The 20,648-nt window shown below is 51.0% G+C and carries 22 protein-coding genes, 1 pseudogene and 1 other annotated feature; of the genes and pseudogenes, 14 read left to right on the plus strand and 9 right to left on the minus strand.

The features are described from left to right. Both ACLTD4_RS25535 and ACLTD4_RS25540 read right to left on the minus strand, forming a co-directional pair. The coding region (locus ACLTD4_RS25535; protein WP_412331657.1) for a thiamine pyrophosphate-binding protein at window positions 1–258 on the minus strand (258 nt) is incomplete at its 3' end. A gap of 103 nt (window positions 259–361) precedes the next feature. Next, window positions 362–955: a TetR/AcrR family transcriptional regulator gene (locus ACLTD4_RS25540; RefSeq protein WP_117622795.1), complete on the minus strand. Its 594-nt coding sequence runs from the start codon at window positions 953–955 to the stop codon at window positions 362–364. Window positions 956–1,099: 144 nt separating this feature from the next. On the opposite strand from ACLTD4_RS25540, the gene ACLTD4_RS25545 reads away from it, so the two are divergent. The 4 genes from ACLTD4_RS25545 to ACLTD4_RS25560 all read left to right on the plus strand — a co-directional run bounded on the left by ACLTD4_RS25545 (window position 1,100) and on the right by ACLTD4_RS25560 (window position 4,163). After that, window positions 1,100–1,684, plus strand: coding sequence for a TetR/AcrR family transcriptional regulator (locus ACLTD4_RS25545; RefSeq protein ID WP_055655776.1), 585 nt, complete (start codon window positions 1,100–1,102; stop codon window positions 1,682–1,684). Between the two features lie 2 nt (window positions 1,685–1,686). Then, window positions 1,687–2,364, plus strand: coding sequence for a hypothetical protein (locus ACLTD4_RS25550; protein WP_025531426.1), 678 nt, complete (start codon window positions 1,687–1,689; stop codon window positions 2,362–2,364). A 1-nt stretch (window position 2,365) separates the two neighbouring features. Next, complete coding sequence (locus ACLTD4_RS25555) at window positions 2,366–2,809, plus strand: DUF2871 domain-containing protein (RefSeq protein ID WP_055655780.1); 444 nt, start codon at window positions 2,366–2,368, stop codon at window positions 2,807–2,809. A 343-nt stretch (window positions 2,810–3,152) separates the two neighbouring features. Further along, window positions 3,153–4,163, plus strand: coding sequence for a reverse transcriptase family protein (locus ACLTD4_RS25560; protein ID WP_117622794.1), 1,011 nt, complete (start codon window positions 3,153–3,155; stop codon window positions 4,161–4,163). A gap of 145 nt (window positions 4,164–4,308) precedes the next feature. Here the strand turns inward: ACLTD4_RS25560 and aroA are convergent, their stop codons facing one another. From aroA to aroF, 3 genes are read right to left on the minus strand one after another with little or no spacing between them, the layout of a single operon-like run. Beyond that, complete coding sequence (gene aroA / locus ACLTD4_RS25565) at window positions 4,309–5,586, minus strand: 3-phosphoshikimate 1-carboxyvinyltransferase (protein ID WP_055655782.1); 1,278 nt, start codon at window positions 5,584–5,586, stop codon at window positions 4,309–4,311. Between the two features lie 24 nt (window positions 5,587–5,610). Further along, entirely contained in the window at window positions 5,611–6,708 is a 1,098-nt protein-coding gene (locus tag ACLTD4_RS25570) for a prephenate dehydrogenase (protein WP_055655783.1), read from the minus strand. Next, the gene (aroF, locus tag ACLTD4_RS25575; RefSeq protein WP_117622793.1) at window positions 6,708–7,721 is read right to left on the minus strand and encodes a 3-deoxy-7-phosphoheptulonate synthase; all 1,014 of its coding nucleotides are present in this window, start codon (window positions 7,719–7,721) and stop codon (window positions 6,708–6,710) included. Before aroF ends, ACLTD4_RS25570 begins: the two co-directional genes overlap by 1 nt. A gap of 230 nt (window positions 7,722–7,951) precedes the next feature. Here aroF and ACLTD4_RS25580 point away from each other — a divergent pair, with 230 nt between their 5' ends. The 6 genes and pseudogenes from ACLTD4_RS25580 (at window position 7,952) to ACLTD4_RS25605 (ending at window position 15,956) form a co-directional block, all read left to right on the plus strand. Continuing rightward, a complete protein-coding gene (locus ACLTD4_RS25580) occupies window positions 7,952–8,206 on the plus strand; it encodes a hypothetical protein (RefSeq protein WP_002600086.1) in 255 nt (84 codons plus the stop codon). A 118-nt stretch (window positions 8,207–8,324) separates the two neighbouring features. Continuing rightward, entirely contained in the window at window positions 8,325–10,427 is a 2,103-nt protein-coding gene (locus ACLTD4_RS25585) for an elongation factor G (RefSeq protein ID WP_055655787.1), read from the plus strand. A 167-nt stretch (window positions 10,428–10,594) separates the two neighbouring features. After that, window positions 10,595–11,500 (plus strand): CPBP family intramembrane glutamic endopeptidase, encoded by a 906-nt coding sequence (locus ACLTD4_RS25590; protein ID WP_117622792.1) that lies wholly within the window; start codon window positions 10,595–10,597, stop codon window positions 11,498–11,500. Between the two features lie 76 nt (window positions 11,501–11,576). Then, window positions 11,577–11,825 (plus strand) — a binding site (T-box leader). A 227-nt stretch (window positions 11,826–12,052) separates the two neighbouring features. Beyond that, a pseudogene (leuS, locus tag ACLTD4_RS25595) lies at window positions 12,053–14,466 on the plus strand (leucine--tRNA ligase). A 222-nt stretch (window positions 14,467–14,688) separates the two neighbouring features. Next, the gene (locus ACLTD4_RS25600) at window positions 14,689–15,075 is read left to right on the plus strand and encodes a hypothetical protein (RefSeq protein ID WP_055655789.1); all 387 of its coding nucleotides are present in this window, start codon (window positions 14,689–14,691) and stop codon (window positions 15,073–15,075) included. Window positions 15,076–15,149: 74 nt separating this feature from the next. Continuing rightward, window positions 15,150–15,956: a L,D-transpeptidase family protein gene (locus ACLTD4_RS25605; RefSeq protein WP_117622791.1), complete on the plus strand. Its 807-nt coding sequence runs from the start codon at window positions 15,150–15,152 to the stop codon at window positions 15,954–15,956. Between the two features lie 11 nt (window positions 15,957–15,967). On the opposite strand, the gene ACLTD4_RS25610 is transcribed toward ACLTD4_RS25605, so the two are convergent. Together ACLTD4_RS25610 and ACLTD4_RS25615 are read right to left on the minus strand one after the other, a co-directional pair. Continuing rightward, the gene (locus tag ACLTD4_RS25610) at window positions 15,968–16,249 is read right to left on the minus strand and encodes a hypothetical protein (protein WP_055655793.1); all 282 of its coding nucleotides are present in this window, start codon (window positions 16,247–16,249) and stop codon (window positions 15,968–15,970) included. 38 nt (window positions 16,250–16,287) lie between these two features. After that, window positions 16,288–16,839: a hypothetical protein gene (locus ACLTD4_RS25615; protein ID WP_055655798.1), complete on the minus strand. Its 552-nt coding sequence runs from the start codon at window positions 16,837–16,839 to the stop codon at window positions 16,288–16,290. A gap of 74 nt (window positions 16,840–16,913) precedes the next feature. On the opposite strand from ACLTD4_RS25615, the gene ACLTD4_RS25620 reads away from it, so the two are divergent. Continuing rightward, window positions 16,914–17,063 carry a hypothetical protein gene (locus tag ACLTD4_RS25620; protein WP_167437694.1) on the plus strand — a complete coding sequence of 50 codons (150 nt, stop codon included), beginning with the start codon at window positions 16,914–16,916 and terminating at the stop codon, window positions 17,061–17,063. A 144-nt stretch (window positions 17,064–17,207) separates the two neighbouring features. Here the strand turns inward: ACLTD4_RS25620 and ACLTD4_RS25625 are convergent, their stop codons facing one another. Continuing rightward, window positions 17,208–17,462: a keratin associated protein 6-2-like protein gene (locus tag ACLTD4_RS25625; protein WP_081034236.1), complete on the minus strand. Its 255-nt coding sequence runs from the start codon at window positions 17,460–17,462 to the stop codon at window positions 17,208–17,210. 153 nt (window positions 17,463–17,615) lie between these two features. Between ACLTD4_RS25625 and ACLTD4_RS25630 the strand changes: the two genes are divergently transcribed. After that, a complete protein-coding gene (locus ACLTD4_RS25630; RefSeq protein ID WP_117622790.1) occupies window positions 17,616–18,776 on the plus strand; it encodes an alanyl-tRNA editing protein in 1,161 nt (386 codons plus the stop codon). A 4-nt stretch (window positions 18,777–18,780) separates the two neighbouring features. After that, on the plus strand, window positions 18,781–19,965 hold the full coding sequence (locus ACLTD4_RS25635; protein ID WP_117622789.1) for an AI-2E family transporter: 1,185 nt from the start codon (window positions 18,781–18,783) through the stop codon (window positions 19,963–19,965). Between the two features lie 81 nt (window positions 19,966–20,046). Here the strand turns inward: ACLTD4_RS25635 and ACLTD4_RS25640 are convergent, their stop codons facing one another. After that, window positions 20,047–20,283 (minus strand): hypothetical protein, encoded by a 237-nt coding sequence (locus ACLTD4_RS25640; RefSeq protein WP_002600074.1) that lies wholly within the window; start codon window positions 20,281–20,283, stop codon window positions 20,047–20,049. Window positions 20,284–20,448: 165 nt separating this feature from the next. On the opposite strand from ACLTD4_RS25640, the gene ACLTD4_RS25645 reads away from it, so the two are divergent. Then, the coding region (locus ACLTD4_RS25645; protein ID WP_412331658.1) for a P1 family peptidase at window positions 20,449–20,648 on the plus strand (200 nt) is incomplete at its 3' end.

Raw genomic sequence — 20,648 nt, forward strand, 5'->3', positions numbered from 1 at the left:
TGCGATGCCTGTCACTAAGTTGGCCGCGCCAGGGCCGCTGGTTACGAGACAGACTCCGGGTCTGCCGGTGGAGCGGGCGTAGCCGTCGGCGGCGTGAACCAGTCCCTGTTCGTGGCGGGGGAGAATGAAACGGATGCCGGTCTCCCCGTGAAGCGCGTCAAATAAGTCAATGGCCTGCCCGCCGGGATAGCCGAACAGGACTTCGACACCTTCTTCCTTCAGTGCTTTTACAAAAAGCTGTGCGCCTGTGATTTGCATGATCAATGCCTCCTTCTTAAATATAATATGAATGCAAGTACTTGCTGTCATACACGGGGTAAAATTGGTACCGCGGTTTTACGGCGGTACCGTGTATGATTCTTCACTGTTCGGGATTTTCCCACCTGCCGATTCCTTCCAGAAAGACCCTGACGCTGTCTCTGACGTAATCGTGACGTGAGATTTTGGACAGGCTGTCGTCGAAAGACGCTTTCAGAAACGTGTAACCGAAGGTCGCGGAGAAAATTGTCATGGCCCATGATTCATAGCTTCCGTGATTCAGCTTCCCCATCTCCTCCATCTGTTCAAAATACCGGATGAGAGAGGAGACGAAGGCCCTTGGAATCATCATGATGAACGGGGCCGTTTCCTCGTAGATCTGGGGCGCGCGCAGGCCGATGGAGAGGTTGACGAAATCCGGGGTTATCCGGTCCATGTACGCGTTCATGAACATCTCTAAATCGCTTCTCAAGTCCCACGTGACGTTTTCAAAGGCCAGGGGGGTGACGTCCGCCCTCCACTTTTCCTGATCAATGCCGGCCAGCACGATGTCCTTCTTTCCCGCAAATTTGCGGAAGAGCGTGCACTCGTTGACGCCTGCCTGCTTTGCAATGTCTTTTGTGGTAGTGGCGACATACCCTTTATCGCGGATCAGCTCCATGGCCGCGTCCACGATTCTCTGACTGGTATCATCCATGTATTCCACCTCCATGCAAGTACTTACTTTCATTACATTCTATCCGAAAGGAGGCGGGATGTCAAGAAAAAAAACGACAGAACTATTTGACAAAATGGCCGTTACAGAGTATAATGAACAATGTTCATATTGAAGGAGGTCCATATGAAGAAATCAGCTACTTCAAAAGAAGAGCTGCTTGCGATTGCGAAAGAGATCGCAGGCAGAGAGGGAATTGGAAATCTGAATATACGCCGTCTGGCCTCAGAGAGCGGTATCGCGATTGGTACGGTCTACAATTATTACCCTTCCAAAGGGGATTTAATCGGGGCGGTTATGGAGGATTTCTGGCGTAATGTGTTTCATGGCAGTCATTTTGACACAGAGAGCGGTGATTTTATCGGAAGTGTCCACGATATCTATTTCCGCCTGCGCGAAAACCTGGGAAGCTTCCGCGAGGAGTTTTTAAAGGAGATGGAGGTGCTCAGCCAGACCGATCAGAAGAGAGGGAGAGAGCTGGAGGCATTTTACTTAGGACATATGAAGGAAGGGATGCTCCGTATTCTGGAGCGCGACAACAGGGTGGCACCGGAGGTCTGGAACGAGACATTTACACCCGAAAGGTTCGTATCCTTTGCCTTCTCCAACATGGTTCTTCTCCTGAAGAATCAGGAGGATCCGGCTTATTTTGAAGAGATTATGAGGCGTCTGATCTATAAGACAGATGCAGACACAGGAAAGGAAGTATGACGATGCAGGCAGTAATGGAAACAATCTTTGACATTGTATATTTATGTACGGTGATTGCGCTGGGAGTGCGTATGATCACCGGAGCGGGAGAGAGAAAGCAGATTAAGCTGTTTGGAATCATGGCGGTGGTTCTGGGATGCGGCGACGCATTTCACTTAGTGCCCCGCGCTTACGCCCTCTGTACGGATGGGCTGGCGAATCACGCCGCGGCCCTTGGATTTGGAAAGCTGGTAACCTCTGTGACGATGACCGTATTCTATGTGATTCTGTACTACATATGGAAGATGCGGTACCGCGTGGAGGGAAAGAACGGTCTGACTGCCGTCGTATGGGGGCTGGCCCTTGTGAGGGTATTCCTGTGCTTCATGCCGGGCAATGACTGGTTAAGCGCCAGCGCACCGCTCTCCTGGGGGATTTACCGCAATATTCCGTTTGCGGTTCTGGGACTTCTGATGATTGTCCTCTTTTACCGAAAGGCAAAGGAGACGGCGGATTCAGGCTTTGGCTTTATGTGGCTGGCGATTACGCTCAGCTTTGGATTCTATATTCCGGTTGTGCTGTGGGCGGATACCATCCCGGCAGTGGGCGCGCTTATGATCCCCAAGACCTGCGCTTACGTGTGGATCGTGGTTATGGGATACCGGGAGATGAAACAGCCGGGACAGAGAAAGGAGAAGTAATATGACAAATGACAGAAAAAAGAAAGCAGTATTAAAGCTGGTAAACACCGCGTTGGTCTATGCGCTGCTGGCCATGGCGGGAGGTGTATTCTACCGTGAATTCACGAAGTTTAACGGCTTTTCCGGAAGAACGACGCTGGCCTTCGTGCACACTCACTTATTCCTGCTGGGAATGATCGTTTTCCTTGTGGCCGCGCTGTTTGAGTTTCATGCGGCGGTAACGGAGCAGAAGCGGTTTGGGCTGTTCTTTGGAATCTATAATGCGGGCATCGCCGTAACGGTGGTGATGCTGATCGTCAGGGGCATTGCCCAGGTGCGCGCCTTAGAGCTGAGCCGTGCCATGGATGCAGCCATATCGGGAATCGCCGGCCTCGGCCATATTATGACGGGTGTCGGGATTATCCTCTATTTCGTGATGCTGAAGAAGGCAGTCGCAGAATCGTAACGTGTTACAGCAGGGCCGGGAGGCGGACGGTTGCAAGCGGTCTCATTGTGTGTTAGAATAAAGAAATATAAGACGGCAGGGAATCATAGCTTTTCCGGAACCATAAAGGAGATCCGGCCGGGCAGCGAGCCGCTGTCAGGAATGTCATTATTTTAAGGTCAAAAGACCGTAATCTGCTCCGAAGTACATCCGCACATTTCATGTGCTTACGCCTGCGGCTTGTACATCTTCGCATCTTACGGCATCCTTTTTCGTATGATTTCCTGTCGTTTTATCTTTTGAATCCGGGCAGCCGGCTGAAAGACAGGAAGGCTGCCATGTCATTTAGAGTGAGGGACTACCTATGCACGAACCGGATTTGTGGAAATACTGCACGGCGGAGCACTGCAGGGAGATGCTTCTTTCCTTCCGGCTTCTGGAGGGGGAGGAGTGGACCGATGATAAGGTCATATCCTGCCTGTATACCGTGAGCAATCATACAGAAAAACATTATAACCGGCTGCGGATTCCGAAGAAGGGCGGAGGAGTAAGGCAGATTCAGGCGCCGGACCCGCTGCTTAAGACGATACAGCGGAATATCCTTCACCATATTCTGGAGGGGCTGGAGCTGTCGCCGTGTGCGGCGGCCTACCACAGAGGCGCGTCCATCCGGGATAATGCAGCCCGCCATACGGGCAAAAACGTGGTGCTGAAGCTGGATATCAAAGATTTTTTCGGAACTATTACGTTTTCTATGGTGCAGCAGAGGGCATTTAGCAGCAGGTATTTTCCTGTCCCGGTAGGGACGCTTCTGACCTCGCTGTGCTGCTTAAGGGACACGCTTCCCCAGGGATCGCCGGCCTCGGCCGCCATATCGAATCTGGTGATGAAGCCGTTTGACGAATACATGGAGGCGTGGTGCCGGGAGCGGGATATTGTATACAGCCGTTACTGTGATGACATGACATTTTCCGGGGATTTTGCCGCGGCGGAGGTGATCGGGAAGGTGAAAGGATTTCTGGACGCCATGGGGTTTGAACTCAACCGGTCAAAGACAAAGGTCCTTACCCGCCATACCAGACAGACGGTGACAGGCATTGTGGTCAACGACAGGGTGTCGGTTCCATCCGCCTACCGGAGAGAGCTGAGGCAGGATATTTATTACTGCCGGAAATTTGGCGTGCGGGAGCATATAAGGAGCAGGTCAGAGAAGAAATATCTGGAGCTGGGAGAGGCCGGAGAGGTGAAGTATCTGATGTCCCTGTTAGGGAAAATCGGATTCGTCCTGTCCGTAACACCCGGAGACGTCTGGTTTATGGAGGCGGAAGAGGCGGTGAAAACGCTTTTGAAAGAGTATCAGGAACAGGCTTCTTGAACCGGAGCACAACTTCTGAACAGAGTCCTGTAAGAGAATAGAAACGTGAGCAGAGAAGACGGAAAGCATGGCGTCTTCTCTGCTCATTTTTGTTTGACCGTTTTAACTGAAAATACTGCCGTATTTAGGTCCGGCGGCACTAGTATTATCTCATTAACTTCATGAGATCCTCATAAAAACCAGGATAGGAGATGTTCACGCATTCTGCCCCAAGAATCTCCGTCTCGCCTTCCGCGCAGAGCCCTGCGACGGCAAAGGTCATGGCGATGCGGTGATCCAGCAGACTGTCGATCACGGCGCCGTGCAGCGGTTTACCGCCGCGGATGATCATTCCATCCGCAGTTTCGGTCACATCGGCCCCCATGGCGGATAAGTTCTTCACCATGACTTCGAGACGGTTGGATTCCTTGACCTTTAATTCCGCCGCATCTTTGATGATGGTGGTGCCTTCCGCGAAGCAGGCCATTACCGCGATCATGGGAAGCTCATCGATCAGAGTGGGGATGATGGCTCCTTCGATGACCGTGCCGTGGAGGCTGCTGCTTTTAACCAGAATGTCAGCGGTGGGTTCTCCGGAGGCATCCTGTTCATTCATCAGCGTTATGCCGGCGCCCATGGCCCGGCAGACATGGAGAATACCGTCTCTGGTGGGATTGATCCCCACCTGGCGGATCAGCAGTTCGGAACCCGGCACCAAAAGGCCCGCGGCAAGAAATGGGGCTGCAGACGAAATATCGCCGGGAACCGTAATCTGTTTTCCGTAGAGTTCCCCGACCGGCCGGATGATGGCTGTCGTGCCCTCGCATCTCACATCGGCGCCGAAGGAGCGGAGCATGAGCTCCGAATGGTTGCGGGACACATGAGTCTCTGTCACCCTTGTCTCACCGTCCGCATAGAGTCCGGCCAGAAGGATGGCCGATTTTACCTGGGCGGACGGTATCCTGGAATGGTAATGGATGGCCTGAAGGGGCCTGCCTGTAATATGCAGGGGCGCGCAGCCATTTTGACGGAGGCTCTCAATCTGGGCGCCCATAAGGGAAAGAGGCTCTATGATTCGTTTCATGGGGCGTTTCTGTATGGATTCGTCGCCGGTCACTGTCACGTCAAAATTCTGTGCCGACAGGATTCCGGATATCAGGCGGGTGGTGGTGCCGCTGTTGCCGCAGTCCAAAACGGTATCCGGCCTTTTTAAGCCTCGCAGCCCATTGCCGCGGACGATGACGGAATCGCCGTTATTTTCGATGGCCACGCCCATCTTCTGAAAGCAGGAGATGGTGGAAAGACAGTCCGCCCCCTGAAGAAAATGGCTGATCTGCGTCGTTCCCTTTGCAATCGATCCGAACATGACGCTTCTGTGTGAAATGGATTTATCGCCGGGAATATGTACTTCACCCTTAAGCGGGCTTGCCTTTTTAAATTTCATGGTGTATCCTCCGTATGTCAATTTTCAGACACGCACCAGGTCGTAATGGTAGCGCTCTAACTGCTTCCACGCCATGTCCATGGCTTCCTTGTCGTAGAAGATAATCTTGAGCGTGCCCTCCCCGTGCTCTCTGTTGTGGTTAATGCCGATGTTCTTAATGCTGATGCCCTTGGCCGCAAGGATAACGGACAGTGTGGAGATCGCGCCGACCTCGTCCGCCATGTCTACGGTAAACGAATATTCCGGTGTGACAGAGCCCTGGTTCCGCTCGGAAATGGAGTTCCGGTAGTCCCTGGAAGTCTCGAACAGCCGGGAGAGATACTGGTTGTCACCAGCTTTGAGCTTTTCCAGAGTTCCATTTAAGGAGGCGATATACTGCTCCAGAACGGCAGCCAGAGGCGCCCGGTTCGTCATGCAGATCTGCTCCCACATCTCGGGAGACGAGGATGCGATTCGAGTAATATCCTTAAAGCCGCCGGCGGCCAGTCGTTTCATCAGACCCTCCGGATTATCGGCATCCCTGACCAGATTCACCAGGCTGGAGGCGATGACATGAGGCAGATGGCTGATGGCTGCCGTGACGGAATCGTGCTCGCGGTAGTCCAGGACGATGGGGATGGACCCGATCAGCGAAGCGACGGATATCAGCCGATCCACCGCCTCCGGGGAAGAGCTGCGGGTGGGGGTGATGATGTAGTAGGCGTTTTCCAGCAGATGATCCGTGGAATTCTCGAAGCCTGTCTTTTCCGATCCGGCCATGGGATGGCCTCCGATAAAACAGTCCTCCATCCCGAGCCGGGTGACCGCCTCGTGGATGTCGGTCTTGGTGCTTCCCACGTCGGTGATGATGGCGCCCGGCTTTAAAAATGGTTTGATTTCGGCAAGGTAGCGGGCGTTATATTCCACGGGGGTGCACAGAAAGATGAGATCACACTCGGATAACTGTTCATTGACTCCGTCGAGTATCACGTCGATCACGCCCTCATCCAGGGCGCTTAAGAGCCTGGAGCGGGTCCGCATGTATGCCATAATCTTCGTATCCGGTTTTTCACGCTTGATCCCTCTGGCTATGGAACCGCCGATGAGACCAAGCCCAATAAAGGCAATGGTGGAATCAGTCATTAAAATATCCTCCCTGCAAGTGCTGCGTAAGGTTTCAGGTTTTCGGTAAGCTGCTCAAACTGTTCAAAGGTGAGCGACTGCGGGCCGTCGGACAGCGCGCAGGACGGACACGGATGAACCTCCACGATCAGACCGTCGACGCCTACTGCGACTGCGGCTTTGGAGATCGGCTCAATGTAGGCGCGGACACCGGTTGCGTGGCTCGGATCGATGAGAATAGGCAGATGGCTCTTGGTGCGGATAACCGGCACGGCGCTGATGTCCAGCGTGTTTCTGGTGGCGGTTTCGTAGGTGCGGATGCCGCGCTCACAGAGTACGATGCGGGGATTGCCTTCGGAGGCGATGTATTCCGCCGCGTTCAGCCATTCGTCGATGGTTGCGGATAAGCCCCTCTTCAACAGTACCGGGATACCGGCGCGTCCGGCCTCCTTTAACAGCTCAAAATTCTGCATGTTGCGGGCGCCGATCTGGATCATGTCCACGTACTTCACCGCGGTCTCCAGAGCCCGTAAGCTGGTGACCTCGCAGACAATATTAAGGCCGGTCTCATCCCGGGCTTCCTTCATATACTGTAAGCCTTCTTCCTCCAGTCCCTGGAAGGCGTAGGGGGAAGTTCTCGGCTTGTAGGCGCCGCCTCTTAAAAATTCTGCGCCGGCCTTTTTTACGGCGATCGCTGTCTCGATAACCATGTCGTGATTTTCGATGGCGCAGGGGCCGGCCATCATGGTCAGCCTGCCAGGTCCGATACTGGTATTTCCGACCTCGATCACGGAGTCCTCCGGGTGAAACTTTTTGTTTACCAGCTTATACGTCTCGGTGACCGGAACGATCTTATCCACGCCCTCCGCCATCTCGATGTTGGCGCCCTGGAGCTTCGTCTTGTCGCCGACAACGCCTACGATGGTGACCTCCGTTCCTTTGGAAAGATGAGCCTGGAGGCCTTTGGATTCTATCAGGTTTTTAATTTTCCCAACCGCTTCTTCGGAAGCGTTCGGTTTCATAATAATAATCATATCGGTTTCCTCTCTTTAACAAGTATTCAAAAATAGCTTAAGCACCATTGTAATCGAAAGAATGTAAGTTGTCAACGCTTTTATACGTTAAACTTCGACACTTTAACGCAAATTAGCAAAGACGATGCGAAAAAGATTTGACAAAGAACGTATGTTCTGATATAATGAATATAGTAAAAGAACGTATGTTCGAGATGTGAGAACCTGACAGGAAGGAGAAGATCGATACTATGAAGCTGACGAGGAATAATTTAAATGAAGTTCTGTTTGAAAACCAGGATGCCAGGCTATTGATTGAGGACGTGGTTTCTCATACTCAGGCCGGTATCTATTACTATCATGATGTGGAGATCACTCTGCAGGCCGCCTTAAAGATATGGAACAGAGCCAACGAAGCGGAGCAGAATGAAGCCCCGTATCACGCGTCTTTCCTTGATTTTAAAGGAGAAAGCAGACCCCAGGCCGCCTGGTGTCCGGCCCTGTAGGAAACCCATATTTTGACAAGTAAAATTATTTGTGCAAAATGCACATTCTACTTGCAATTTTCCGACACTTTTAGTAAAATATCCTCATAGACTTAAATACTGAACAGGAGGAATGTTTATGAACGTGTATGGAACCAAACAAATCCGTAACGTTGTATTACTCGGCCACGGAGGCGCGGGTAAGACGACACTCGCAGAGGCGATGGCACTGATTACAGGAGCTGTCAGCAGAATGGGAAAGATCACCGATGGAAACACCATCAGCGATTATGATAAGGAAGAGATTAAGAGACAGTTCTCCATTTCCACAACTCTGATTCCGCTGGAGTATCAGGGTGAAGACGGTCCGATCAAGATTAACTTGCTGGATACGCCGGGTTATTTCGATTTTGTTGGTGAAGTAGAAGAAGCAATTAGCGTTGCAGACGCCGCGGTTATCGTAGTGAACTGCAAGGCAGGCATAGAGGTTGGTACATATAAGGCATGGGAACTTTGTGAAAAGTATAAGCTGCCGCGTATTATTTTTGTAACGAATATGGATGACGATCATGCAAGCTACCGTGAACTGCTGCTGAGACTGGAAAAAGAGTTCGGCAGAAAGATTGCACCGTTCCATCTTCCGATTCGTGAGAATGAAAAGTTCGTGGGATTTGTCAACGTCGTAAAGATGGCGGGCCGCAGATTCACGGTGAACAGTGACTATGAAGAATGTGAGATTCCTGAATATTCACAGAAGAACCTGGGGATTGCGCGTGAAGCGCTGATGGAGGCCGTTGCGGAGACGAGCGAAGAGTATATGGAACGCTACTTCTCAGGCGATGAGTTCACTCAGGAAGAGATTTCTTCTGCACTTCGGGAACATGTAATAGAAGGCAATATCGTACCGGTTATGCTGGGCTCCGGCATTAACGCACAGGGTGCGAAGATGGTGCTTCAGGGAATCGACAAGTACTTCCCGACTCCGGACCGTTACGAGTGTATCGGTGTGGACGTATCCACAGGAGAGCGCTTTACAGCCAAATATAACGATAATGTATCACTTTCCGCCCGTGTATTTAAGACGATTGTGGACCCGTTTATCGGCAAATACTCTCTGATGAAGATTTGTACCGGTACCTTAAAACCGGATTCCAATATCTATAACGTAAACAAGGATACAGAGGAGAAGATCGGAAAGATCTATCTGCTCAGAGGAAAAGACGTGATTGAGGTTCCGGAGTTGAAGGCCGGCGATATCGGCGCCGTATCCAAGTTATCCGTAACCCAGACGGGAGATACCATTGCGCTCCGTTCCGCGCCGATCGTATACCATAAGCCGGAGATTTCCACGCCGTATACGTATATGCGCTACAAACCGAAGACAAAGGGCGATGATGATAAGGTATCCAGCGCATTGTCGAAGCTGACAGAAGAAGACTGGACCTTAAAGGCAGTTACCGATACAGAGAACCATCAGTCCCTGTTATACGGAATCGGTGATCAGCAGCTGGACGTTGTAGTCAGCAAGCTGTTAAACCGCTATAAAGTAGAGATCGAGTTAAGCAAACCGAAATTTGCGTTCCGTGAGACCATCAGAAAGAAAGTTGAGGTTCAGGGAAGGTATAAGAAGCAGTCAGGCGGACATGGACAGTTCGGCGACGTTAAGATGACCTTTGAGCCATCCGGCGATTTAGAGACACCTTACGTATTCGAGGAGACTGTATTCGGCGGCGCTGTTCCGAAGAACTACTTCCCGGCTGTTGAAAAGGGTGTTGCAGAGTGTATCTTAAGAGGACCTCTCGCAGCCTATCCGGTTGTCGGACTGAAGGCGACGCTGACAGACGGTTCCTACCATCCGGTAGACTCCTCTGAGATGGCGTTTAAGATGGCGGCCACCCTGGCGTTTAAGAAGGGCTTTATGGAAGCGAATCCGGTTCTGTTAGAGCCGATTGCCTCCTTAAAGGTTACTGTTCCGGATAAGTTCACCGGTGATGTTATGGGTGACTTAAACCGCAGACGCGGCCGTGTACTGGGGATGAATTCCAACCATAACGGCAAGCAGATCATCGAAGCCGATGTTCCGATGTCTGAGCTGTTTGGATACAATACAGACCTCCGCTCCATGACAGGCGGTATGGGAACGTATGAATATGAGTTTAGCCGCTACGAGCAGGCTCCTGGCGATGTTCAGAAGCGTGAAGTGGAAGAGCGTGCTTCCAAGGTTGACAGAACCGAGGTATAAGAAAGAGAATAAAGATGATGAGAGGCGGAACGGAATGTCGTTCCGCCTCATTTCTATTCCTGGCCTGCGCAGGTTTTCTCCTTTCCCATGAGATTTCTTGTCAACATGAGACAGATGTGATAAACTTGGAAACGTGATGGTAAGAAGAGTCAGGAGGTAGTGACCGGATGGATTACTTAAGAGAAATAAAGAAAACGTGTTCAAGGCTCGGAGTGGGATACGCGGCATTTCTGCTGGTGGGACTTATGGTGCAGGCGGAGGCGGGGCTGATACTCGGAGTTCTTGATAAAATGGGGTGGAAGGGGGACTGGAATACGTGGATCGTGCTCCTGGGCTCGATTCCCATGTATTTGTTCGGAACGCTGGTATGCTGGCTCATTGTGAAAGACATGAGAACGCCGTGCAGGCCGCAGAGGCAGCCGTTCGGCGCGGGGCGGCTGGTGGTTGCTTTTTTTGCCTGCATCAGCATTATGTACATCGGAAATATTATAGGAACCGTCCTCATGAGCATCGTGAATGGAATCCAGGGCAAGCCTCTCTTAAATCCGGTAAATGAGCTGATCGAGAATCTGGATACGTGGGTAATTTTCCTGTTGACGGTGGTGGCGGCTCCCATATTTGAGGAGCTTCTGTACCGGAAGCTGTTGATCGATCGGGTGGCTCATTACGGCGACCGGGTGGCTATCGTTCTGTCGGGAGTCTTATTCGGGCTCAGCCATGGGAATTTTTATCAGTTTTTCTATGCATTTGGGCTGGGGGTCGTATTTGCATACGTCTACATCAACACGGGAAAGCTGCGTTATACCGTAATATTTCATGCGGTGATCAATTTTATGGGATCGATCGTAGCGCTTCATGCAGCAGATAATATCTGGTTTGCCATGGCCTATGGCATCTTCATGATTGCGGCCGTTGTGCTGGGAATCGTATTCCTGATCCTTTACCGCCGTGAGATCCGCTTAAAACCCGCGATGCTGGCGATTCCGAGAGGAAGGCGGTTCGAGACCCTGTTTTTAAATCTGGGCATGATCCTCTTTTTCTTTGTCTCCGTGGGACTGTTTCTGTTTTCCTAAGCAGGAGAGGGAGTTGCAGGAAAATGATAAATAGCGGTTGACACGTTCCGACAAGTGTGATACATTTATAGCCAGCATAAATACTGTGAAGAGGAATAGTAAGCGGTCTGGAACATGCAGAGAGCCGGCGTATGGTGCGAGCCGGTTGGGAAGGATGGCTGAACTCGCCTTGAAGTTGCTCACTGAAGGAAGCGCTGCTTTTGTGTAGGTGCGGCCGGCAACCCAGCCGTTATCGGGGGAAGGATATGAATGCGTATCCGATAAGTGCATACAGCTTCTGTATGAAATAGAGTGGTACCGCGTGGAAGGAATCCGCGTCTCTATCGTTATGGCCTGAGCGGCCTGGACGGTGGAGACGCGTTTTTTATTTCATTGGAAAGTTTGTCCTATGAAATAAAAAAAACCTCCGGGAGGCGGGGCACTCCGCGCAAAGGAAGTATGGCCGCTGAAGCGGCCGCGCTCCGGCGCGAGAGTCCTGCTCGCCGGACTCTTTATTTTGCGGAATTCCAGGGAGCGGATTTTATTTTTTATCAGGAAGGAGAATGGTTTGTTATGGCATCATCATACAATCACAGCGCAATTGAAAAGAAGTGGCGCGAAAACTGGAAAAAGAATCCCGTAAATATCAATGACGGGAAGAAACCGAAGTATTACTGTCTCGATATGTTTCCGTACCCGTCGGGGAGCGGGCTTCATGTGGGACACTGGAGGGGATATGTATCTCCGACGTCTGGAGCAGGTATCAGATTTTAAAGGGACATTACGTCATCCATCCGATGGGCTGGGATGCCTTTGGCCTTCCGGCGGAAAACTATGCGATCAAGATGGGCGTTCATCCGGCCAAATCCACGGCTGAGAATGTAGCCAACATCAAGCGTCAGATCAATGAGATCGCCGCGGTATATGACTGGGATATGGAGGTCAACACGACCGACCCCGGATTCTATAAATGGACGCAGTGGATCTTTGTTCAGATGTTTAAGAAGGGGCTGGCCTATGAGAAGGAATTCCCGATTAACTGGTGCCCCTCCTGTAAGACAGGCCTTGCCAACGAAGAGGTGGTGAACGGCTGCTGTGAACGCTGCCAGACCCCGGTTACGAAGAAAAACTTAAGGCAGTGGATGTTAAAGATAACCGCCTACGCGGACCGTCTGCTGGATGACCTGGATAAGCTGGACTGGCCGGAGAAGGTCAAGAAGATGCAGACAGAGTGGATCGGCAAGTCCTACGGCGCAGAAGTGGATTTCAAAGTGGACGGACGGGAAGAGGCAATTAAAGTCTATACGACCAGGCCGGATACGCTGTACGGAGCGACCTTCATGGTACTGGCCCCGGAGCATGAGCTGGCGGCCGGGCTCGCCGTGCCGGAGACGAAGGAGGCGGTAGAGAAGTATATCTATGAAGCCTCCATGAAGTCGAATGTGGACCGTCTTCAGGATAAAGAAAAAACGGGTGTATTTACGGGCAGCTACGCCGTCAACCCGTTAAATGGTGCAAAGGTGCCGATCTGGCTCTCCGACTATGTGCTGGCCGATTACGGCACGGGAGCCATCATGTGCGTGCCGGCTCACGACGACAGAGACTTTGAGTTTGCAAAGAAATTCGATCTTCCGATTATACAGGTTATTGCGAAAGACGGAGTGGAGATCGAGCATATGACACAGGCCTATACCGAGGCCAGCGGGATCATGATCAATTCCGGCGAGTGGAACGGAATGGAGTCTTCCGTCTTAAAGAAGGAAGCCCCCGTGATGATTGAAGAGCGCGGAATCGGTAAGAAGACGGTCAATTACAAGCTGCGCGACTGGGTATTTTCGAGACAGCGCTACTGGGGCGAACCGATTCCGATTATCCACTGTCCGCACTGCGGCAATGTCCCGGTTCCGGAGGATCAGCTTCCCTTAACTCTGCCGGAGGTGGAAAGCTATCAGCCGACGGGAACGGGAGAATCTCCGCTGGCTGCTATCGACGAGTGGGTGAACACCACCTGTCCGGTCTGCGGCGCTCCGGCCAGGCGTGAGACGAACACCATGCCGCAGTGGGCCGGTTCCTCCTGGTACTTCCTGCGCTATGTGGACAGCCATAACGAGAAGGAGCTTGTTTCCCGCGAAAAGGCGGATAAATATCTTCCTGTCGATATGTATATCGGAGGCGTGGAGCACGCGGTGCTTCATCTGCTCTATTCCAGGTTCTATACGAAATTCCTCTGTGATATCGGCGTCATCGATTTCGACGAACCGTTTACAAAGCTGTTTAACCAGGGCATGATCACCGGCAAGAACGGTATCAAGATGAGCAAATCCAAGGGAAATGTGGTATCTCCGGATGAACTGGTCCGTGATTACGGCTGTGATTCCCTGAGAATGTACGAACTCTTCGTCGGTCCGCCGGAGCTGGACGCGGAATGGGACGACAGAGGAATCGAAGGCGTCAGCCGTTTCTTGAACCGTTTCTGGAATCTCGTCATGGACAGCAAGGATAAGGAGACCGAACCGACGAGAGAGATGGTGCGTCTCCGTAATAAGCTGATCTTTGATATCGAACAGCGGTTTAACCAGTTCAATTTAAACACGGTAATCTCCGGATTTATGGAGTATAACAACAAATTCATTGAGCTGGCGAAGAAGACCGGAGGAATTGACAGGGAGACGCTCCGCACCTTTGTGATTCTGCTTGCTCCGTTCGCGCCTCATATCGGGGAGGAATTGTGGCAGCAGCTGGGAGGAAGCGATACGGTATTCCATGCCCAGTGGCCGGTATGCGATGAGGAAGCCATGAAGGAAGATGAGATTTCCGTGGCTGTGCAGGTGAATGGAAAGACGAAAGCGGTCGTAACGCTTCCGGCCGGTACATCCAAAGAGGATGCGATCGAGGCGGGAAAAGCGATGGTTACGGATAAATTGACTGGGACGATTGTCAAGGAAATCTATGTGCCAGGAAGAATTATCAATATTGTTTGCAAATAGCAGTTACAGACACCCGGAGGCGGCAGCCGAAGGGTGTCTTTTGTTGTGATTTTTGCTTTGACTGTTGCTGTGAGAATAAATCAAACACAATAGTTTGATAATTAACGAACAAATATAAAAAAATCAGAAAATATTGACAAATGAGAGAAAAATAGATATGATAATACTAATAGCAGATAATTGAGAATTTTGTTATAATAAACGGAGATAAGGAGGTATTTTATGGAGCAGTCGAGCGTAGGTTACCCATTGTTGCTTCTTGATAATGAGACTCTGGCCTATATACTGGGAGACGGGGATTTCCGGTTTGCAAATCTGACGTTTGATGAAGCGAAAGCTATTCTGGATATGAATGCGGAAGAGGATATTGCCAAATGCTTTGAAGACAAGGATTTGGAGAATGCCATTTACGAATATCTGGGAATCGAGCGCAGGTCGTTCGAGTACCGTCCGGTCAGGCAGATGAAGGTAGGTCAGGATGGAATTGCATTTAAGCTGTACATTACACCATCCGGCACACAGCCGATCATTTTGGGGGAAGAAGGAGAGCAGGCTAAAAAAATTAAGAATGTGTACATATATTGTCAGCATGTTGTAAGATTAAAATAGCCGTTCAGGCATGACAAAAGGGACCGTACCGTGTATAATGACAGCATAAGATATGATAATCGGAGGAATTACGAATGAGACGATATCAGAAATATTTGCTGGTCATGACAGGGGCGGTCCTTTTTGCGTACGCCGGCGCCGCCGGAACGGCTGTGTATGGTCAGACGGATGGACGTTTAGCTGGACAGGCCGTGGATGGGATAAACGGAAAAGAGGAGACAGGTCCTGGAATCGGCCTGAAGGATATCAACACAGAGGAGTCTGCTGAGGAGCAGGAGCTTATGGGAAATATACCGGCTGCCTCGGAAACGGACAGTCTGATCCTGGTGGTGGGACAGGGGGAGGCGGATATCAGCCTTTCCTATCATACGAAGGATGATAAGGGTATCTGGACGGAAGAATTTGTGACTGCGGGGAGATATGGAAAGAACGGAGCGACGGGCGATAAGAAGGAAGGGGATAAGAAGACTCCCCTCGGAACGTACCGTTTTACCATGGCCTTTGGCGTGAAGGAAAATCCGGGCAGTATTCTGCCGTATCACCAGCTGACGGATACCGATTACTGGGTGGATGATCCTGGCAGCAGCCATTATAACCAGCTGGTGGATTCCAGCAGCACAAAAAAAGACTGGAAGTCGGCGGAGCATATGGCCGCCATGGTTCCGTTTTACAACTATGGACTGGCACTCGACTACAACAGTGACCGCGTGCCTGGGAAGGGGTCCGCCATCTTTCTGCACTGCATGAATGGAGCGGCCGATACCGGAACCTCGGGCTGTGTCAAGGTGTCCGAGGAGTACATGAAAAAGCTGGTGACAAGCGTCGATGAAGAGACCAGGATTGTCATTGTTTCCGATATCAGCCAGTTGGAGCAGGAGTAATGACGTGGGTCTTATTTCCGTTTTGACAAATTTTTAGAAATCATGCGTAAGGTATCCATGCGTTTCCGTTCGGCGGGGCTCATTCCTCCGCTTAAGATTGAGACGAGCAGCTCCGTCTCCTGATCGGAAAAATGGATGCCTTTTTCATTGGCCTTTAAATTGAGGGTGAGGATCGTGGACATCAGCTGATCCTTCGGCGCGGATTCCACCTCCTGGGCGAATGTAGTCAGCAGCTCAAGTTTCTGTTGGTTCATGCCTTTTAAGCGGGGATCCTGTTTCCAGTTGGTATTCATAGGGCGGTAAACTTCCTTTCTTTGTATGTAGCGGTGAATTAGTTCATCTGCTGCATGGCAGACATCATGAGCTGCATGGTCTCCAGACGGGACTGCTGCTCCTGAGGAATAAAGTTCTTGATCTGATCGAAGGACATGCGTCCGAACGGTCCGCCGGAGCGGTGAGGAGGCGGTGTCTGTGACTGTGCCTGCCTGGCCGTATTTTCAGTGGGCTCGGGATCCGGTACCATGGACCCGGGAACCGCGTCGGATACTGCTCCTGCCAGCTTAAAGCCCTGGAAAAAGTTCATGATCAGATCGATTAAATCCTGTTCTGTCGGTGTACCAAACGGTTTGATGGCGCCCAGCATATCGATGGGGGAAGCCGGCTTCTCGGTGTCTTCTCCTGTGGAGCAGATGCCCATGGCAGCCACCTCCTCGTCCTCAAACAGCTTTACGGTGCGGCGAAGCTCATTGAATTTGACAAAGAGAGAGATAAAACGCTGCTCGGTCACGCTCATATAGGGGAGGGCGGCCTTCATCATCTGTAAATGGTTATCACCGATTAAGGAATCCAGGTCGACTGGCTGGGAATTTTTTTCGTTGTTCATAACATGATATCCTTACTTTTCTTGTTGACAATATATGCGGCCGCATATATTAGTATTACAGGAGAGTGATAAACATGAGAAATCGTTTAATTATAGATGGCAATGCAGTATATGAAATTGACGACGAGTGCGTAAAGAGAAAACAGGGCAGAAATCCCGGCCGCGGGGGAAATGGAGAAAATCCGCTGGCCGCGCCGGGGCAGGAGAAGAATCAGAGGCGGTGATATACCGCCGCCTGCCTGGAGCGCACAGCCTGCCAGGAGGGATTTTGGTGTAACAGGAAATTGCCCTGTTACACCAAAAAACTGCGGCCCGGAATATCCGGACCGCAGTCTTTATGTTTCGTGGAAATGTTTTCTCTGCATGTATTAGCAGCAGAATCCACCACCGCCGCCGCCACAGCAGCACAGAAGAAGGATGATCCAGATGAAATCACATCCGTTGCTTCCGCCACAGCCACAGCCGCAGTTACTTCCGCCGCCGCAACCGCAGCCGCCTCCGAAACCACCGCCGCCGCAGCAGCACAGAATCAGGATCAACCAGATAAAGTTGCATCCACTTCCTCCATTGTTGCATTCACAGCCACAGCCACATCCACAATTTGTTGCTGCCAGATCACTCATATTTGTTCCTCCAAATAAATTGTTTACACTTAAATGTATGTGACCCTGCTTGCCACTGTTTCCACATTTTTCGTAAAATTTTAGAATTCATATGATTGAACTTATCCAATACTTGTGTATAATTAGTTACAAACGGGAAAAGAGGTAGATTATATGGAGAAATTATATTATAGACGGCCCTATGTAAAATCGTTCGAAGCGGTGGTGACAGACTGCCGGACGGGGAAGAACGGCAGATTCCAGGTGACTCTGGACCGGACAGGCTTCTATCCGGAGGGCGGCGGTCAGCCCGGAGATACCGGAAGCCTGGGATCCGTGAAGGTACTGGATGTCCATGAAAAGGCGGGGGAGATTATTCACGAGACCGACGGACCCTTAGAGGCAGGGACAGCCGTTACAGGTACCATCGATTGGGAGAGACGGTTTGGATACATGCAGAACCATTCGGGAGAACATATTTTTTCAGGACTGGTACATAAAAAGTATGGGTTCGATAATGTGGGATTTCATATGGGAAGCGAAGAGGTGACCGTTGACTTTAACGGAGTGCTCACGGCGGAAGAGCTGGAGGCGGTAGAAGATGAGGTCAACCGGAAAATCGCAGAGAATCTGCCGGTTCTGGAGCTGTATCCAACCGCCGGGGAGCTGGACGCCATGGAGTACAGAAGCAAGAAGGAGCTGACCGGACAGGTGCGGATCATCGAGATTCCGGACGGCGATGTCTGTGCATGCTGCGGCACCCATGTCATGACCACCGGAGAGATAGGCATTTTTAAGATCACCGGCATGATTCACTACAAAGGCGGTATCCGGGTTTCCATGCTCTGCGGTATGGACGCCCTTAAGGATTACCAGAAGAAACAGAAGACGGTGACGGAGCTGTCCGTGCTGCTTTCAGCCAAGCCGGAGAAAGTCACGGAAACCGTGGAGAAGTTAAAGAGTGAAAGCAGTATGAAGGATGGGAAGATCAACCAGCTGTATCAGGAACTGTTTGCGGCCAGAATGGTACAGTTTGAGCGCAGCCAAAAGCCTCTGGCAGTATTCGAGGAGGGGCTGGCGCCGATTCAGCTTCGCCAGTACTGCACCATGCTCTATGAGGGCGGCAGAGGAAGCGTGGTCCTGGTCTGCTCCGGGACGGAAGGCAGCTACCAATATGCGGCAGGAAGCAGCAGTTTTGACATGCGGGAACTGAGCAAATACTTAAACAAAGAATTAAACGGAAAAGGCGGCGGAAGCTCCCTGATGGCCCAGGGTACCTTTCAGGCAGCGAAACAGGAGATTCTGGAAACATTTACAGAACGGGTAAAGGAGTAAATTTATGGAATTAAATGACAGCAACATAAAGAAGCTGCGATGGCTTATCGTATTTACCGTGGCGGTCGTAGTGATCGGCGTGAACTACCGGCGTGTTTTTGCGGTGTTTATGATGATTTTCGGGTTCATCTCACCGTTTTTACTGGGCGGAGTCATGGCGTTTATCTTAAACGTCCCCATGCGCAGGATTGAGAAATTGCTTCCCATGAAGGAAAACAACAGACTGCGCCGTCCGATCGGCCTGGTTCTTACCCTGCTGTTTGTGGTAGGTCTGCTGCTTTTAGTCATTTTCGTCGTCATGCCACAGCTGTTCGAGACATTTATGAGTCTGCAGAACAGTATACCGGTTTTCCTGGCAGGGGTGAAGAAGGGGGCGGAAGACTTATTCGCCCAGAATCCGGAAATCCTGGATTATATCAATGGAATCCAGATTGACTGGAAGTCCTTCTCCGAGGATGTGATCGGATTTCTCTCTTCAGGAGCCAGCACCGTGCTGAATTCAACGATCACGGCGGCGGTCTCCATCGTCAGCGGCGTTACCACCTTTGGAATCGCCCTGGTATTCGCGATCTATATTCTGCTTCAGAAGGAGACGCTTTCTGCTCAGATGAAGAAGCTGATGCGGGCGTTCCTGCCGGACCGGGTCACGGAAAATATTTTGTCAGTTGCAGATCTGGCATACAATACATTTTCCCACTTCCTGACCGGTCAGTGCCTGGAGGCGGTGATTCTGGGAACCATGTTCTTCATCACGCTGTCCGTTCTGCGGCTGCCCTATGCGCTGTTAGTCGGAGTGCTGATCGCGTTTACCGCGCTGATTCCCATATTCGGAGCGTTTATCGGCTGCGTGATCGGAGCGTTTCTGATGCTGATGGTGAAGCCGCTCGATGCACTTTTGTTTGTGACAGTGTTCTTTATCCTTCAGCAGATTGAAGGAAACTTAATCTATCCCCATGTGGTGGGCAACTCGGTGGGACTTCCGTCCATCTGGGTTCTCGTTGCGGTTACCATCGGCGGCAGCGCTATGGGAATCGCCGGCATGCTGATCTTTATTCCGCTCTGTTCAGTCCTGTATTCTCTGCTCCGCGGAATGGTTTACGCGAGACTGGAAAAGAAAAATCAGGAGCAGAAAAAGAACCGTGGAAAGGCGAAGGCGCAGCCGGAGCAGGAGCCTGGACGCGCAAAATGATAAAAAGCCGGAAGCAGAACGATAAAATCGGTCTGCTTCCGGCTGCTTTATCCGGCAGGCTTTTCATACACGGGCCAGGTTTTATTCACCCTGATACATGTACTTGATCAGGCGCTCTACGTCTTCCGGCTCATGGGCCACGAGTTCCAGCTCATTGATATAGCCGTTGGAAAAGATGGACGCCATGGAGAGGTACTGGCTTAATTTGGACTTTAAATTAATACGGTCACCTTCTGCGGATACGAGTTCGATGGTACCCTTGCACTGGTCGATAACCTGGAAAAATTTTTCTACGTCAGAGATGTTCTGAATTTTCATGATGATTCCTCCTTTGGGAATTCTATGTAATTTTACCATTTCCTACGTCTAGATTATAACAACGTTTTTCCGGGATACAAGGTGAAAAAATTCCGAAAATGCCGGCCAGCCGGTCACTTTTATGTATAATAAGAACAGATAATACGCATTGGAAAGGAAAGAGTGATGAAAAGAATCCGCGCATACGGGATTATTCCGGGCGAAATGGAGCCGGGACCCCTTAATAAGATTACCGATGTTGCAGGCGTGACGGTGGGCCATGCCACCGTGAATACGGCGGAGCACAAGACGGGAGTCACGGTGATTCTGCCGTGTGAAGACAACCCTTATAAAAACAAGCTGACAGCTGCCGCCTACATCCACAA

This window comes from Hungatella sp. (assembly GCF_046966825.1).